The following is a 16,920-nucleotide window of genomic DNA, read 5'->3' on the forward strand; positions in this document are numbered from 1 at the left end:
AATTCGCCGATCTCAACTCACTGAATCACTCTCAGTTCATTCGGGTAATGAAGGTTTGCTCGTCATCCACAAAAGCCACATAGTCGCCGTGATAGATAAACACCCGACCACGCCCTTCCACTATACACGCAAGCTGTGGGTTCAAGTCTTCTTCAAGATTTTCACTTTGATACGTGCCGGTGTCGGTAATCACACCGCGGAGTTTAGGCAAAAACCCATAGCTGCGCTTGGCTTGATCAATCAGGCTCAACTCACTGGTGGTAGAGAAGTAAGCTGGGATAGGACCAGCATCTTCGATAAACATCGGTTTCAGTTCTTCAAAAGCTGTAATCACCAGCCAGTCGATGCCGTTTACGTGATGGATAAACATTGTTTATAAATACCTAGTTTCTCGATAGTTCTGATGCGGAGATTCTAACACTATCAGGGGCTAAACGTAGGAGAAATTGAGCTACTAGAGGCAATCCCTACCCCTGCTTATTACCCAATATATCCAACATAAAACTGGACCAGATGTCACTATCAAATCACACCACAACGCAACCAAGCATGCAGCCAAACGTAAGTCGTTGGACTTTTTTCTGGGTCTTTAGAGTCGAACCATTTGTTGTTGAAAGTGGCTTTGTTATTCCTGAAATTAAGAGCCTACCAATAAACAGACACATACTATCTACAGGGTCTAATACTAGTCGTCCGACTCTACGACTAATGTCTAACCGACTGAGTCTATTTGTTTTTTTGGGTTTGGTATAAGGTACTAACAACTAAATGTTAATGAATGTTTAATTATAAGTTGACGCATTGTTTACACTTCATGCCGTGAGTCAACAACGTTTGTTGGAATAACACACCTCAGAGTGTGAACGAAAGGAATCAAAATGAGCACTACTTTAGAGTCCGCACATATACAAACAGAGAAGCCTCAAGCCAATGAGGATGAACTCACCTATGAACAACAACATAAACCAAGATCGGAATTTGATTCCCGAGAACAGTATCTAGAACACGAATTGCAAATCATGTCGCCTAAGCGCTGGCGTCCAAATTTGCCGTTTAAAGATTATCGATTTGAGATAGAAGACACCATCCCAGCGATGGCGGCGACCATTGGTAAAGTGGTTATGGTGGGCGCTATTGCAGCCACCTTTGCTGGGGCTCTCGGATTAAATGAAGACTTCATTCTAGAAAACGTTCGTTATGAACTCCTCATCGCCTCAGTTTTCATCATCCTTTTCTCTGGCTTCTTACTACCAACGGCTAACCTCGCAGGGACCCACGGCCCACTTATCCCTTTGATTCCGATTGTGGTTGCAGCAGGTGGACACCCGATGGCGTTTGGCCTGTTGATTGGCGCTTTTGGCCTCATCTTAGCCATCAGTAAAGGTGGCAGCATGTTGGCCAACCTCACCAGTAAAGGCGTGTGTGGCGGCTTATTGCTCTACCTCGGCTTTGTTGGAACCGCCTCTCAAGTGAAAAAGCTTTTCGCTTGGGCTGAAGGAATCGGTATGAGCCACATCGCGTTTGTGGTGATCTTTTGCACCATTATCTTGTACGCGCTACTGGAACACTTCCGCAAACGTTGGTTAGCAGTACCTCTTAGCTGCTTGTTGGGTGGTACGATTGCATTTGCCATGGGCGCCCCATTTGCTTTCCACACTGAGCCAGGCTTGCCCAACATGAACCCTATGTATTGGTGGGGAGAAAATACAGGTTGGATGCTAGGCCTACCGACGATTGAACACTTCATGGTGGTATTGCCGTTTGCGATTCTAGCCGTAGCGATGTGGTCACCGGATTTCTTAGGGCATCAAGTATTCCAAAAGATCAGCTACCCAGAACGTACCGAAAAAGTACACATGAACATCGACGACACCATGACCACGGCCTCAATTCGTCAAACGTTCGGTTCTCTGCTTGGCGGTACTAACTTTACGTCTTCATGGGGGACTTATATCGTACCGGCTGCGATTGCTAAACGCCCTATTCCTGCCGGCGCGCTGCTCACAGCTCTGTTCTGTATCATCGCCGCAGTTTGGGGTTACCCGATGGATTTAGCTATCTGGCAACCTGTACTGTGTGTGGCGCTGATTGTTGGGGTATTTGTTCCATTGCTAGAAGCTGGAATGGAAATGACGCGTGAAGGAAAAACCACACAGTCGGCAGCGATTGTTGTATTTTCTTCAGCGCTCGTTAACCCAGCATTTGGTTGGGCTCTCACCATGCTGTTGGATAACTTAGGCTTAGTCGGTTGTAAAGAACGTAGTAGTGAACTGAGTAAAATGAGCCGCTGGGTGTTGCCTGGCACTATGTTTATTGTGCTAAGTGGCGTAATGGCGTTGGTTGGCCTTCTACCGGGGATTCCAGCGATTATCCCGAGCTTTCGCTAGGCTCGATTAATATTGAGTTTCAGTCGGACCACAAAAAGGCCTCGCAATCGCGAGGCCTTGTTTTATCTATCAAACCAGTGAGATAAATGAGTGTCGCTATTGTTTCTGTAGCTTATCGAATCCATTAATTCGCAGATGAAGCTGCGTTCCCATAGTCAACGAAACCAACAGACTAATCAAAGCAATCACTGCTCCAGAAACAAACACCCATTGATAACCAGACATCCAGATGATTCCCAACAGAAATGGTAGGAACACCGCTGCAATATGGTTGATGGTGAATGACAAACTCGCCGTTGAAGCCACTTCATCTTCCCGAATTGTCTTTTTAAAGTAGGTGTTCAAAGCGATCGCAAAACTAAAAATGATACTGTCGACAACATACAACCCCGCTGCCGCATAATGATCATCCACAAATGCGTAAGATAGGAACACCAACACTAACGCGGCATACTCAATGATCAAAGCTAGCCTCTCTCCGACTCGGTCGATAAATCTCCCAACATAAGGTAGAGCAAGAGTTGCTGCTAAGCTGGATACCATAAATAAAGCGGCCATCATCGCAATCGTATAGTGGAACTTGGTCACCATCAGTAAGCCAGCAAATGCCACAAAGATCTGTCTTCTTGCTCCACTCAAAAAGGTAAGAATGTAATAGGTCGTGTATTCACGTCGGACAATGAGTTTAGTGTGTTGTTTAACCTCTGTATGAGTATTTTTAAACGTGACCAAGTACACCGCTAGCCAGAAACATATTGCTCCACAAGTAAAGAAAATAGCCTTATCTGAAACGTCAAAAAGATAGCTCGCGACCATAATGCATAGAAAAGTCACCATCGAGAAGAAAGAGGCAGCAGATCGAATTTTCCCCATTGATTCACTGAAGTTCTTAGTCGCTAACAACTGTGTTGAGAGTGATTTGTTCACCGCTTCTAAATAATGGAAACCAATAGACATGATCGTCGTGCTGAAATAGAAGCCATAAATCGAAGGCAAATACCCCGTCACGGCAACGCCTAGCCCTAATATTGCAACCGACAGTACAGCGACTCTTTGTTCTGAAGCGATGAACAACAGAAACAAAACGGTAAATGAGAGCAAGCCTGGGATTTCCCTGACACTCTGCAATACACCCACATCAGCCCCGGTCATACCAACAGTGTCGACAGCGAAGTTATTCATCACGACTCGCCATCCAGTATTCGCTATCACTGACGCGATAGCGATGATAACCAACATCGCGAATGAGCTCCGCGATGTTAAAAGCCTAAGCCAGAGAGTCATTTAAACCGCCGATTCTAAAAGAAAATCATGAATATGATCGCGCATGAATAAAGCCATCGAAGAGAGGTCTTCCCATGTTTCTTTATTCGTGTGGGTAATGCACTCAACAAAAACTTTGCTTAAGTGTGGCTCAGCATGTAACCAACGACTGACATATTTCCCGGTGTAACACACATGCTGCATTTCATCTTCTAAGATTTTTTGAATCGTTGGACGCATTTGTTTCATGTAATCATCGTCAGACTCATCGATGATCGCCAAATGCAGTAACAGTAAACGCCATGAACGTATTTCAATAGAGTGAACCCTAAACAGGAATGTCTTAAGCTCATCGTCAAAGTTCATGACTTTATCTAACTCATATTGAACTTCATGTTCATGCGTTTCTGTCTCGTACCCAGTAAAAGGGATAAGGCTGGCAAACAACGTAGAATGATTCATCTCATCGTTATAATGACGCAACATAAGCGGCCTTAATTCATCATCTGCATACCGCTCTGCGATCATTCGTAACCTTGCCGCACCTTTAGCCTCATCGATTGCATTGTGTAAAAGGTAGTAAGCCATCATCTTTTTATTTTGAAAAATAGTTCGAGCCAAACCATTCATCATCTCAGAAGTGAAAGACAAATCAGATACTAAATATTTCTCAATGCAATCCTTGTATTCTTTTGAAAGACTCACACCTTGGGTGTCAAATAAACTATAGAGACTGTTTTGTATATTATTCATAAACCATTCCTTTCCTCAGCACACATCTTCAATAAGACACTCTCTCGAGTGCCTTATTAAGAGGGAGCAAGCTAATTAGCGAGACTCTTTTTTGTGGTGTTCTGACGGGGCTGGATTCGGTTCAAAAGCAGCATTTGAGCGTACCAGTCTTGGAGGTTGGCTAGAGATATCTTGCTTCTTAAGTTTTAACGATAAAGCCGCTATTAGTTTTCCGTTCATATTCAGATCCTCAAAAATAATGGTATGTTCTGAGCTTGGTAACGATATGCAACTAAGACAAAGAACACAGAGACAATACAACTCGTTAACAAATTGTTACACGATCATTTTTATAATGTTATTTTTTGGGATTGATAAGTATTCAGGGAGCTTTTACTTCTTTGATAAATTCATTGGAGATTATTATTTGTCGCTGACGATGATGTACAAATCAGGTCTGTGCCAGTTGGATTGAATAATAAGTAAAACAAAGTCACAGACTTGTCGCAGTTAATGAAATTCCGTGGAACGGTTCAATTAAACCCAAACCTCCCCCCTCTAGCTCCCCCTCAAATGGAGTTCACCGATCTCATTAGATATACGTCCGAGGGGGAGAACATTCTTTGGCGCTGCACATGTAGCGATCTGTATTCAGTTCCTCCCCTTTCCCGCTACCAACAAGAAATTGGAGATGTAAACCAAGGGGAGGTTAGGAGGGGATTATAGGTCAAGTCTCATATGCATCTGATTCACAAGCAATAACGCAACTTGTTACAATACCCATAATTAAAAGATGGTCTTATTTCGCTATACTCCGCGCCTAATTCCAGAAACAGACCTAATACCAATGAATATCTTTAAAGCCTTAGCTCTTTCTATAACGCTATTTTTAGTTGGCTGTGCATCTGGTTCAGCAATATTAGTCGGTGAAGCCAGAGACCCAATTACACCTCAAGAGGTTACGCTTTATCTTGAAGCGCCTGAGAACTATGAAAAAATAGCTTTGGTTGATGCATCTAGTGATGCAGGTGTAACGAAACAAGGCTCTATCGACTATGCAATCGAAGAGTTAAAAAATCAGGCGGCTAAATTAGGAGCTAATGGGGTCTTACTTCAAGCGACAGGAAGCAACAACTCTGTAGTTTTGGGAGGTGTTGGCACAGACTACCAGTACTTAATCCCTGTTTCAGAACAGACGGTGAATGGAATAGCGATCTACACAGAGTAGTTAATATTGTCCAAGTCAGTTGCTTCGACAGTTCAAACAAAAAGGCCTCGCACACGCAAGGCCTTGTTTTATCTGCGTTCCAACGAACGATCACCGAAGCAATTTACGATGGTAAAACCACATCAACTCGAGAGCCATTCATCCAATACTTTGATGAATTTAGGATTAATGAGATAACCGATAGAAGCATGGGGATTGCTTTTTCCGTTGCGAATATTGAGGTTATAAACTGGGTGAATATCTTTCATTCCACCGGGTATCAGATCCAGCTTGAGCATATCTTTAAAGTCATTTCTAATTTTGCTGTCATGAGAGATAAAATCATCTTCTGCCGAAATGTTTATCCATTGCTGAATGTTTAACGGGTACTTCTTCTCATCTTTCAAGCGGCTCCCTTTTAGCCTATCTTTTACGTTTTCATCGCCTAACGGGGACCCGAGCGTCAGCAATAAGTTGACCTTCTTGTCTGCACCATAGTCGTGTCTATACTCTCCGTAATGAGACAACTTCCACAGCACGTCATAACTGATCATCGACCCAAGGCTGTGCGCTACAATCATCACATCATCCTGATTATCAAGCGCTTCCTTCAGTTCAACCATTAGCCTATGCCTAACATCACTGCCAAAATAGGTATCTTCATTCCAATAGTGCGCCATGTCCGGCGCGACCTTAGTTATGAATGTCTCGGCCACACCCAGCTTTCCAAATAGCGATGAAAAAGTATCTGCTAACGCCTCTTTCAGAAAACCAATTTTAGATACCTTGTTATACGTTGTTTTATTGAACTGGCTTGTCTTGTACTTTTTGAGTTCAGACAACGCTTGCTGACGACTTGCAGGGTCTTCCGTTGGTTTGTCTAACAATGTATTTGATAGCTCACCGTAATAGACAAACCGTTTATCGACATCTTTAAAAGCTTGTAACGAACTTGAGTCTCCACAACCTCGCTGCAAGCCATGTTCTATAGCCTCGTACCAAAGTGCTTGAAGGTGAGCTTTATCGGGCTTTTGAGCGCGACCATGAATGAATATTATTTTCTTAGCCATAGCAGGACGTCCTAAACACATAGTTAAAGTGATTATCAGTAGAAAGCACCACTAGATTCGGTCAGCCCTTGCTAATAACAGTGCTGCTAATTACGTATCTAGGAGTGGTTGATAGAGCATTTATATAACTATGAGGCCGTCTTTTAAGGACCATAAACGAGTGAAAGACGCGGGTATGACTCGCAAATTGAAATGAATGTAGCTAGCAAAAGCTCCAACTAACAAAAAGGCCTCGCACACGCCAGGCCTTGGTTTTTTCTCTGAACGATTAACCACTATCCTTTAACAACGACAGCGCCCTACTTCACTGACTTAACCACTTTCATCAACGTTGTGTGAATGGTTCTAGTAGACCAAAGCCTCCCCCTCTAGCTCCCCCTCAAATGAAGTTCACCGATCTCTTTAGATTAACGTTCGAGTGAGAGAGCATTCTTTGCCATTGAACATATGGCTATAGTTGTAACGATCGATATTCAGTTACTCCCCCTCTCCCATTAGCTTTTACCTATACTAGCTAGAGATTAGAGATGTAAATGACCAATCTGACACTTACAAAAAATGTAAGTTGTCATCAAATCTTAAACATTAGAGCAAAAACTCAGCTTAGATAGTTCAAGTTTAAATGTTAGCGTAATGTTACATATGCAAACCAACAGTACGAGATATGCAGCACGTAAAACTCTTAAACCGCAACACCTTCGCTGGGCTCGCAGCAACATTAGTTGGGAACGGGATTGGTCGCTTTGCCTACATAGCATTAATGCCTGTGCTCATTCAAAGTGGGTGGTTCTCAAGCGAAGATGCCTCCATACTCGGCGCAGCAACACTGATTGGCTATATATTCGGAGCTCCTGCATCGAGCTTTTTACAAAGATATTATTCAACAGGCACACTCATACGTGCCTCTTTGTTGTTAAGTAGCTTTAGCTATCTTGGTTGTGCCTTAAAATCTGCGCCCTTTGAATGGTTTTTAACGCTTAGAACCATTGCGGGTATATCAGGTGCCGTACTCATGGTACTCGCACCACCCGTGATCACCAGCCTTCACCCTCAAGAGATGAAAGCAAGAATCAGTGGCGTCGTATTTTCAGGCATTGGCCTCGGCGCCATGATTTCAGGAACAATCATACCTTTGCTTATCTACCAAAGTGTTGAAAGTGCATGGTTAGGTATGGGAGCGATCGCTTTTCTCGCAACTGTCCTGACGTGGAAAACATGGGCTCTTGAAGCTAAACCAAACCATTGTGATAAAAGCCCATCGACGTTTGATGCCTTATCTAAGAATAAGCGCATTAGTATTAGCTGCGTACTTTTAGCCTACACCTTTAGCGCCATTGGTTATTTACCTCATACTCTTTTTTGGGTCGACTATATTGTTCGAGAGCTAAAAATGAGTTTTGCGAGCGGTGGTTTTTATTGGGCTGTGTTTGGAATAGGAGCAGCGATTGGGCCAATAGTAACTGGTATATTAGGGGATAAATTTGGACTTAAAAAAGCACTATTAGCGGCGTTTATTTGTAAAGCTGCTGGGGTTGCTCTTCCACTATTAAGCACCAGTGAAACAGCACTTTTTGCTTCATCTTTGTTGGTCGGTATGTTTACGCCTGGCACCGTAACACTGGTATCAACCTACACCTTAGAAATCGTCGGGACTCAGCTCCATACGAAATCTTGGGGAGCAATGACAATGGCTTTTGCTATATCGCAAGGAATAGTCGGCTTCGTTATGGCTCACTACGCCCCTCAACTCACCAGTTATAACCTCTTATTTATGATCAGCGCGAGTGCACTGATTCTGTCGATACTCTGCATCGCATTTACATCAACCAAACAGCAGACATTAAACACTGCTCAAATAAGTTCTTAGCAAAGGAATCGCTCATGAAACTGTATTTAAACGACACATCTCCATTCTCCAGAGCAGTGCTGGCAACGGCCTATTTGTGTGATGCTCCAATGGTTCTTGAATGGGTCGACCCGTGGCAAACACCCAGCACATTGGTCGCAGTTAATCCATTTAGTACCATTCCGGTTCTAGAAACCAGTGATGGGGTTGCACTGACCGAGAGTTTAACGATCTGTGAGTTCCTCATGCAAGCATACCCAACAGAAAAACTAACAGTGACCAAGGCTAGCGACACTCAACGTATGTCGTTATTGGGAGTGAGTAAAACGTTGATGGAAGTGGCCTTTCGGTGTGCTGCACTGAGCCGCTTCGAAGCTGAGCAAAACGAGCTAACGATTAGGGGAAAGGAAGGTATTAAAAGAAGCGTTAAAGCACTTATCGGGCAGTTGAATAACAATGACGATTTGCTTGAACCTGACTTCTCAACATTGTACCTGCACGTCGCATTAGATTACGTCTTATTCAGGCATGCTAATTTGCTTTCAGCAGAAGAGCGCGACATCCTCACTACTGCCTTACATAATTCGCCGTTTAAAGACACATTGGCAAAACTTAGCCTAGAGTCGCTTTCAAAAAAGCTTAACTATTGCGAATACAAAAATTCTTAATCACTTTGAACAGTGTTGTGTTGAACGAGTCTAACAAGGCCTCGCACACGAGAGGCCTTGTTTTATCTGCGTTCCAACGAACGAGTAGCTATAAATTTACGATGGTAAAACCAAATCAACTCGAGAGCCATTCATCCAATACTTTGATGAATTTAGGATTAATGAGATAACCGATAGAAGCATGGGGATTGCTTTTTCCATTGCGAATATTGAGGTTATAGACTGGGTGGATGTCTTTCATTCCGCCGGGTATCAGATCCAGTTTGAGCATATCTTTAAAGTCATTTCTAATTTTGCTGTCATGAGAGATAAAATCATCTTCTGCCGATATGTTTATCCATTGCTGAATGTTTAAAGGGTACTTCTTCTCATCTTTCAAGCGACTCCCTTTTAGCCTATCTTTTACGTTTTCATCTCCTAACGGTGACCCAAGCGTCAGCAATAAGTTGACCTTCTTGTCCGCGCCATAGTCGTGTCTATACTCTCCGTAATGAGACAACTTCCATAACACGTCATAACTGATCATCGACCCAAGACTGTGCGATACAATCATCACATCATCCTGATTATCAAGCGCTTCCTTCAGTACAACCATTAGCCTATGCCTGACATCGCTACCAAAATAGGTATCTTCATACCAATAATGCGCCATGTCCGGCGCGACCTTCGTTATGAGAGTCTCGGCCACACCCAGCTTTCCAAATAGCGATGAAAAAGTATCTGCTAACGCCTCTTTTAGAAAACCAATTTTGGATACCTTGTTATACGTTGTTTTATTGAACTGGCTTGTCTTGTACTTTTTGAGTTCAGACAGCGCTTGCTGTCGACTTGCAGGGTCTTCTGTTGGTTTCTCTAACAATGTGTTTGATAGTTCACCGTAATAGACAAACCGTTTATCGACATCTTTAAAAGCTTGTAATGAGCTTGAGTCTCCACAATCTCGCTGCAAACCATGTTCTATAGCCTCGTACCAGAGTGCTTGAAGGGGAGCTTCATCGGGCTTTTGAGCGCGACCATGAATGAATATGATTTTCTTAGCCATAGCAGGACGTCCTAAACACATAGTTAAAATTATTATCAATAAAAAGCACCACTAGATTCGGTCAGCCCTTGCCAAGAACAGCGGTGCTAATTACGTATCTAGAGGTGGTTGATAGAGCATTTATATAACTATGAGGTACTCGTTTAAGGACCATAAACGAGTGAGCGATGCGGGTATGACTCGCAAATTGAAATGAATGTAGCTAACAAAATCTCCAACGAACGAAAAGCCCCGCAATCGCGAAGCCTTAGTTTTTTCTCTGAACGATTAACCACTATCCTTTAACAACTACAGCGCCCTTCTCAATCAATATAGCCACTATAAAGTGTGAAGTTGTAGACAGGTCAAGGGTGATTTTGAAGAGAAGTAGGGTTGATATTGAAAAAAATAAACTAAACAGGTGTATTGAAGTAATACTAAACAAATCACATAAAAAATAGAGCGACTATGAATATAGAAGCTCTATTTATAAATAACAATTTATTACTCAGAAGGAAGTATAACGCTTACCATGTCTCTGACCAGCGATTGATAACACCTTATGCAGATTTCTAGCTAATGGTTGCTCTTCGATATTAGATAGTGGAAGAAGATAGTCATTCACAAAACTTTTACTACATGTATTCCCCAATAAGTTATCTCCAAATCTATTCATATGATTGTCTTTACTTAACCTTGACATCAGATAAGAAATTGAATCTTCTGAAAAATCATCGGTAGATAATCCATCGAATTTATTCAATATTAAATCAGACAATAACCCTCTATATTTCGAATCTCGCGAATTAAACTCTTCAACAAATAACTTTATTTTATCTTGGGTCAAGCAATTTCCTAACAAATCAGAGAAAAGATACGCGTACCAATATGTATCAGAATCTTGATTATAATCGCGAAACATTTCGAGCCATATACCTAGCTCTTCAATTGGAAGCTCCCCTAAACTATCATTTCTTGTCTGATCAAGGACAGTCATTGAAAGTTCTCTGTTCCCACGGGCTAAAACTTGTAACAGTTCACTTTCATAACCTTTCCAATCAACATCTATACCCTTTAATAAGTATAGAGATTCGTTAGACAACTCTTCACTTGTTTTTTTGCTCAGTTCTTTAATTTTTTCAATTATTTGCCGAGAGTCATTGGAGACTACTGATTCGAGCGCTATCTTAATCAGCGGATTCTCGAATTTCTCGATTTTTTCCCTGACCAAAACCTTAAATTCACTATTATATTTACATATTACCTTAATGGTATTAATTGACCAGGAATCCGGTACAAGTGCATGATTGATTAGCTGATCAAGATGTTCACCTTTAATGACATCCAAATTTATTTTATCTTTATCAGCGCGAGAACAAATAAAGTATATAGGTACTACAGCCTTAGGAGTATACTTTAGTAACTCTAAAGCAAAATCTAGATTTTCATTACTACTTTTTTCATATAACAGCCTTGACAAAATCAAGCCATTTAACTTGGGGAGTTTATCTTTCTTAGAAGTAAACAAAGCTTCCTTTACTTCCGATAAATTAATTGAACTTAATAAATTAGCAATACCCGTCAAAAAACCTTCTAAATCATTCTCGATAATTTCGCTGCCTTCATAGACTCCAACTCTACCAATTAATTCTTCTATTCTATCAAGATCTTTATTGGTTATATATTCCTTTAATACAACCGACACTCCATTTGCTATAAAGTTATAATCATTTCGGTCAGTAAAAATCAATTCAAAATAATAGTCTTTAAATTGCTCACCCTTTATTGTGTCTAACAACATAATTGCATCAGCTCCAAGAGAATTTTTGAAGCTAACGATTTTTTCTAATAATTCATAATGTGATTCATCGACAACTAAGCTATTTCTAATAGCAAATCCAATTCTAAAATCGTCAATTTCAATTCCATTATTTTGATATAGGATGGCAACTTTTTCCAAAAGCTTACTTACTATTTCCGTTCTGCCTATTTCGATATATTTTGACGCAGTAATTGCAAGCTGGAGGTCAACATCCATAACATGGTTCAGGAAATTTTCAGATTCCTCAACAGATAATAAAGGAAGAGTGAAAAACAAAGCTTGATCCCAACGAGTATGACTCAAAACATTTCTCAGTACTTCAGGGTTGTTTTTATATTTACATGACAATTCTGTAGCTGCTAAATACTCCGTTATAGATTGATGAAAGAATGCAACTTTATTATTTACGTAAGGGATAATTAAGTCTCTTGAAACCAACCAGTTGGCAACTTCTGACTCATTAACTACCTTTATTCCTTGATTATTTAATTGGCTTTTAATAATCTGAAGCACTATCTGAAGTGGTTGTGCCTCCGTTCCATTATTCAGAGCCTCATACGCAATTTTTGAAAGGCACAATCGTAAATCTAAACGGATACCGTAACTTTCAGTGAAGGCGATCTCAATATTTTTAAAGTAGGAATCGTATAAATCTATTGGGTTGAATTTATCAGGCAAATTAACTTTACCACTGATAAACAAGTTGAAGAAAAATGGTTTCCGAAGCATTGAGATAATTTCATTTTCAAATCGAATATCAAAAGATAAACCCATTTTATCAACTTCATTAGCAACGTAAGAGTAGTCAATATGTTCCAAATGATAAGTTGGTAAATTTAATTTTGCTAGCCCATCATTTGTTCTAGAGCCAATAATCACATCACTATTTTGAAGGCTATCTATAAATTTATATATATCTTTTTCATATTCTCCATTTTCGATAAAATTACGAGGTATTTCATTAAATGAATCTAAGAATATCCTAACTCTGAATTTAGTATCCAACTCATAGACATCTAAAGATGATGCCAATGATTTTGATATTAGATTTATAATATCGCCATCATAAAGCTTTAAATCTACATATATTGGAACTACTACATTTTCCGGACAAAAATCTTCAGATAAACATAAATCGTTTAGTTTAAAAGCCATAGCCGAAGCTGATTTCTTCATTGAGTAGGATTTTCCTGCGCCAGGTAGACCGGTAACGATTGCCTTTTTGGGCCCATTCTCTCCTAAAATCTTTTCAATGGAATGTTCTTTATACTCTACATACCTATTTCGTATATTTGGCCTGCCACTTTCAACTCCAGAACATGTAAGCTTGGCTTTTATTTTTAACTCAGGTGAAACTTGTGTGAAAGCTAACAGCCGCCCTGCATGTCTAGCTAACGAAAGAACGTTTTGTGGGGTAACCACCTGAATTTCATTCGATTCTGGTAAATTAGCTCCTGAGCATTCTTGCAATTGACCTAACAGCGTTAGTAGATTGTCATGTTTCTTATATCCATTCTCATCTTCATATGTGTCATAGTTGACTAGATGAATCCCGTAATTATTTCTCCAGTAACTAACTTCATTGGCCGTCACATCTGCCATTATTGCATAGTGATCTCTTACACCACCTTTATAGGTGTTTGCCAATAAATCTCTTAAATAAAGAAAATCAGGGTCTCTCAATCCAAAACCAATGTACACTAATGGACGACTAGCAAGTAATAGTTTAACTGTTTCTAATGCTGCATGTCTTTCTCCTCCTGGGAGAAGCATTCTATATTGTTCCCTTGTTAGAATTATACTTTCTGTATCCCCTGCATCACCATGAGGTTTGAATATGAAGTCATGAGATCGAGCATGCGCAATGCTCGCAGTCTCGGTAAGGTGTCGGTTAGTAACCGGTGGGCGAAAAAACTTGTCAGGTAACCATTTTCTAACGCTTTCTTCAATCAGGTTATCGTAATTTGTAGTTACGAAGCTTGTAGGCCCTAAAGAAACAATTTTCTCGTGAATACTCGATGGTTTAGCAACGCCATACTTACAGCTTGTTCTAATGAAGTCGCCAATTTGTAAGTTAGTTAGTTGATCAAAACCATAACTTGCAGCCTGTAAAAGGTCCCCATTTTCAGCCTCCGACCGTATTAAATTCGCGCACGCACCGTTTTTTTCAACAAAATCGCACAGCTGAGAAATCATATTTCCCCAAGAGGGCAAACCCGACCACATTGATACTCCAGAACCTATAAACAGAACGGTATCATCTTGTTTTAGGATATCCTTCAATACATCCATAAATTTTTACTCAATACTAGAAGTTCGAAATTTAATCTTTAATTTTTCAAAACAATAACAGGGAGTTATATGAAAGTACATGATGTGACTGCATGGATAGGCTTTAAGTCACGATACCCGGTTTCACGAATTAATATACAATCGTTATTCATCACAAAACAAAAAGGCCTCGCAATGCGAGGCCTTTATTTTTTTCTATCTATCAGAAGAGATTAGTCGCGAAGTGCTGCGCCGAATTTCTCTGAGATTGAAGCTACGATAGCATCTACTGAACCAGCGATGTCTGCATCTTCAAGTGTGCGCTCTACAGACTGTAGGCTAAGTGCGATTGCTAGGCTCTTCTTACCTTCTTCAACGCCTTGACCAACGTATACGTCGAACAGTTTAGCGCCTGTTAGGAATTCGCCACCAGCAGCGATACACGCTTCTACGATGTCGCCAGAAGCTACTGCTTCGTCAACAACTACTGCGATATCACGACGGTTTGCAGGGAACTTAGATACGGCTACTGCTTCTGGAAGCACGCGAGTGTTGATAGCTGCCCATTCGATTTCGAATACGATAGTACGGCCGTTTAGACCAAACTTACGCTCTAGTTCTGGGTGAACCGTACCAATGATACCCACTTCTTTGCCGTCTACTACGATAGCCGCAGTTTGACCTGGGTGAAGTGCTGGGTGCTTCGCTGCTTTGAAGCTGTATGCGATTTCGTTTGCAGAAAGCTCAAGAACGGCTTCTAGGTCACCTTTAAGATCGAAGAAATCTACAGTGTTAGTTGCAATGTCCCAGTGCTCTTCGCCACGAGTACCAGAGATAACGCCCGCAAGCATCATTTCTTGGCGCATGCCGTTTTCAGCCGTTGCTTCAGGGATGAAACGTAGGCCTGATTCGAATAGACGAACGCGAGACTGTTGACGCTTCTGGTTGTGAACAACTGTGTTTAGTAGACCTTGGATTAGGCCAAGACGCATTGCTGACATATCCGCAGAGATTGGGAATGGCAGGATTAGCGGCTCAACACCAGGTACAACAAGCTTTTGCTGCTCTGGTTCTACGAAGCTGTATGTGATTGCTTCGTGGTAGCCACGGTCTACAAGAAGGTCACGAACGCGCTTAAGCGGTTGGTTAGCTTCTTTGTGGTCATTCATTTTAAGTGCCGCTTTAGGCGCTTGGTTTGGAATGTTATCGTAACCGTAGATACGACCTACTTCTTCAATTAGGTCTTGCTCGATTGCGATATCAAAACGCCAAGATGGAGACGTTGCCGTCCAGCCAGCGTCTGTCGTTTCAACGTTACAACCTAGGCGAGTAAGAATTTCCACTACGTCTGTAGATGGGATTTCGTGACCTAGTAGGCTATCTAGCTTAGCGCGACGTAGAGCAACTACGTTTGCTTTAGGAAGATCAGCTTCAGATTCGCTGCCGTTTACTGGCGCAACTTCACCACCACAGATTTCAACTAGAAGCTGTGTTGCACGCTCCATTGCTGCTGCTTGAAGTGTTGAATCAACACCACGTTCGAAACGTAGAGAAGAATCAGTGTGAAGGCCGTAAGCACGTGCGCGACCACGGATGTGATCCGGTGCGAAGAATGCAGCTTCAAGAAGTACGTCTGTTGTTTCAGTAGTAACACCTGAATCTTGACCGCCAAAGATACCAGCGATTGCTAGTGCTTTGTTTTGGTCAGCGATAACAAGTGTGTTGCTGTTTAGTTCAGCTTCGTTGCCATCTAGAAGTGTTAGCTTTTCGCCCTGCTCTGCTAGACGAACCACGATACCGCCTTCGATCTTAGCGAGATCAAATGCGTGCATTGGTTGGCCTTGCTCTAGCATCACGTAGTTTGTGATGTCTACAACTGGGTCGATTGAACGGATACCACAACGACGCAGTTTTTCTTGCATCCAGATTGGAGATTCCGCTTTCACGTTTACGTTCTTAACCACACGGCCAAGGTAACGTGGACAAGCATCAGTTGCTTTGATTTCAACAGATACTGTGTCTTCAATGCTTGTTGCAACAGCTTCAACTGTTGGCTCTGTAACGTCTGCGCGGTTTAGCACGCCAACTTCACGAGCAAGGCCACGGATGCTGAAGCAGTCTGCGCGGTTTGCTGTTAGGTCTACGTCGATAGTTACGTCGTTAAGCTCAAGAAGCTCACGTACGTCCAACCCTAGCGTTGTGCCTTCTGGCAGCTCAAGGATGCCGTCAGACTCTACGTCGATACCTAGCTCAGAGAAAGAACAAAGCATGCCGTGCGATGGAACGCCACGTAGTTTTGCTTTCTTGATTTTGAAGTCACCAGGAAGTACTGCGCCAACTGTTGCTACTGCTACAGTTAGGCCAAGACGACAGTTAGATGCACCACAAACGATGTCTAAAAGTTCTTCTTCGCCGATATCAATTTTTGTAACTTGTAGTTTGTCTGCGTCTGGGTGCTGACCGCACTCAACCACTTTACCTACTTTAACGCCGGTGAAAACACCAGCAACAGGTTCTACATCGTCAACTTCCAAACCAGCCATAGTGATTTGGTGAGCTAGCTCTTCGCTGTTAATTGCAGGTTTAACCCACTCGCGTAGCCAAGATTCACTGAATTTCATAGTTTCGACTGC

12 protein-coding genes are annotated in these 16,920 nt (G+C 41.7%); 4 read left to right on the forward strand and 8 right to left on the reverse strand.

Annotated features, from left to right (window positions below; translation table 11 throughout):
• Positions 1-31 precede the first annotated feature (31 nt).
• Positions 32-370, reverse strand: coding sequence for a hypothetical protein (locus LMH68_RS01625; protein WP_017074550.1), 339 nt, complete (start codon positions 368-370; stop codon positions 32-34).
• 508 nt (positions 371-878) lie between these two features.
• On the opposite strand from LMH68_RS01625, the gene LMH68_RS01630 reads away from it, so the two are divergent.
• On the forward strand, positions 879-2,387 hold the full coding sequence (locus LMH68_RS01630; RefSeq protein WP_229647239.1) for a DUF3360 domain-containing protein: 1,509 nt from the start codon (positions 879-881) through the stop codon (positions 2,385-2,387).
• A gap of 96 nt (positions 2,388-2,483) precedes the next feature.
• Here LMH68_RS01630 and LMH68_RS01635 read toward each other — a convergent pair whose 3' ends face one another.
• The 3 genes from LMH68_RS01635 to LMH68_RS01645 form a co-directional block, all read right to left on the reverse strand.
• Positions 2,484-3,626 (reverse strand): MFS transporter, encoded by a 1,143-nt coding sequence (locus LMH68_RS01635; RefSeq protein WP_229647238.1) that lies wholly within the window; start codon positions 3,624-3,626, stop codon positions 2,484-2,486.
• Between the two features lie 45 nt (positions 3,627-3,671).
• Positions 3,672-4,403 carry a GTPase gene (locus LMH68_RS01640; RefSeq protein WP_065583531.1) on the reverse strand — a complete coding sequence of 244 codons (732 nt, stop codon included), beginning with the start codon at positions 4,401-4,403 and terminating at the stop codon, positions 3,672-3,674.
• Between the two features lie 75 nt (positions 4,404-4,478).
• Complete coding sequence (locus LMH68_RS01645; protein WP_157938615.1) at positions 4,479-4,622, reverse strand: hypothetical protein; 144 nt, start codon at positions 4,620-4,622, stop codon at positions 4,479-4,481.
• 607 nt (positions 4,623-5,229) lie between these two features.
• Here LMH68_RS01645 and LMH68_RS01650 point away from each other — a divergent pair.
• Positions 5,230-5,610, forward strand: a complete 381-nt coding sequence (locus tag LMH68_RS01650) for a hypothetical protein (protein ID WP_171732117.1) — start codon at positions 5,230-5,232, stop codon at positions 5,608-5,610.
• 122 nt (positions 5,611-5,732) lie between these two features.
• On the opposite strand, the gene LMH68_RS01655 is transcribed toward LMH68_RS01650, so the two are convergent.
• The gene (locus LMH68_RS01655) at positions 5,733-6,659 is read right to left on the reverse strand and encodes a hypothetical protein (protein WP_229647237.1); all 927 of its coding nucleotides are present in this window, start codon (positions 6,657-6,659) and stop codon (positions 5,733-5,735) included.
• 664 nt (positions 6,660-7,323) lie between these two features.
• Between LMH68_RS01655 and LMH68_RS01660 the strand changes: the two genes are divergently transcribed.
• Both LMH68_RS01660 and LMH68_RS01665 read left to right on the forward strand, forming a co-directional pair.
• The gene (locus tag LMH68_RS01660; protein ID WP_016790585.1) at positions 7,324-8,526 is read left to right on the forward strand and encodes a YbfB/YjiJ family MFS transporter; all 1,203 of its coding nucleotides are present in this window, start codon (positions 7,324-7,326) and stop codon (positions 8,524-8,526) included.
• Positions 8,527-8,540: 14 nt separating this feature from the next.
• A complete protein-coding gene (locus LMH68_RS01665; protein ID WP_017068008.1) occupies positions 8,541-9,173 on the forward strand; it encodes a glutathione S-transferase family protein in 633 nt (210 codons plus the stop codon).
• Between the two features lie 115 nt (positions 9,174-9,288).
• Here LMH68_RS01665 and LMH68_RS01670 read toward each other — a convergent pair whose 3' ends face one another.
• From LMH68_RS01670 to pheT, 3 genes are all read right to left on the reverse strand, one after another.
• Positions 9,289-10,215 carry a hypothetical protein gene (locus tag LMH68_RS01670; RefSeq protein ID WP_229647236.1) on the reverse strand — a complete coding sequence of 309 codons (927 nt, stop codon included), beginning with the start codon at positions 10,213-10,215 and terminating at the stop codon, positions 9,289-9,291.
• A 487-nt stretch (positions 10,216-10,702) separates the two neighbouring features.
• Positions 10,703-14,308, reverse strand: coding sequence for an SIR2 family protein (locus LMH68_RS01675; protein WP_413755413.1), 3,606 nt, complete (start codon positions 14,306-14,308; stop codon positions 10,703-10,705).
• A gap of 212 nt (positions 14,309-14,520) precedes the next feature.
• Positions 14,521-16,908 carry a phenylalanine--tRNA ligase subunit beta gene (gene pheT, locus LMH68_RS01680; protein ID WP_229647234.1) on the reverse strand — a complete coding sequence of 796 codons (2,388 nt, stop codon included), beginning with the start codon at positions 16,906-16,908 and terminating at the stop codon, positions 14,521-14,523.
• Positions 16,909-16,920 lie beyond the last annotated feature (12 nt).

It is taken from the genome of Vibrio sp. F13 (genome assembly GCF_020806305.2).
Classification (GTDB): domain Bacteria; phylum Pseudomonadota; class Gammaproteobacteria; order Enterobacterales; family Vibrionaceae; genus Vibrio; species Vibrio crassostreae_C.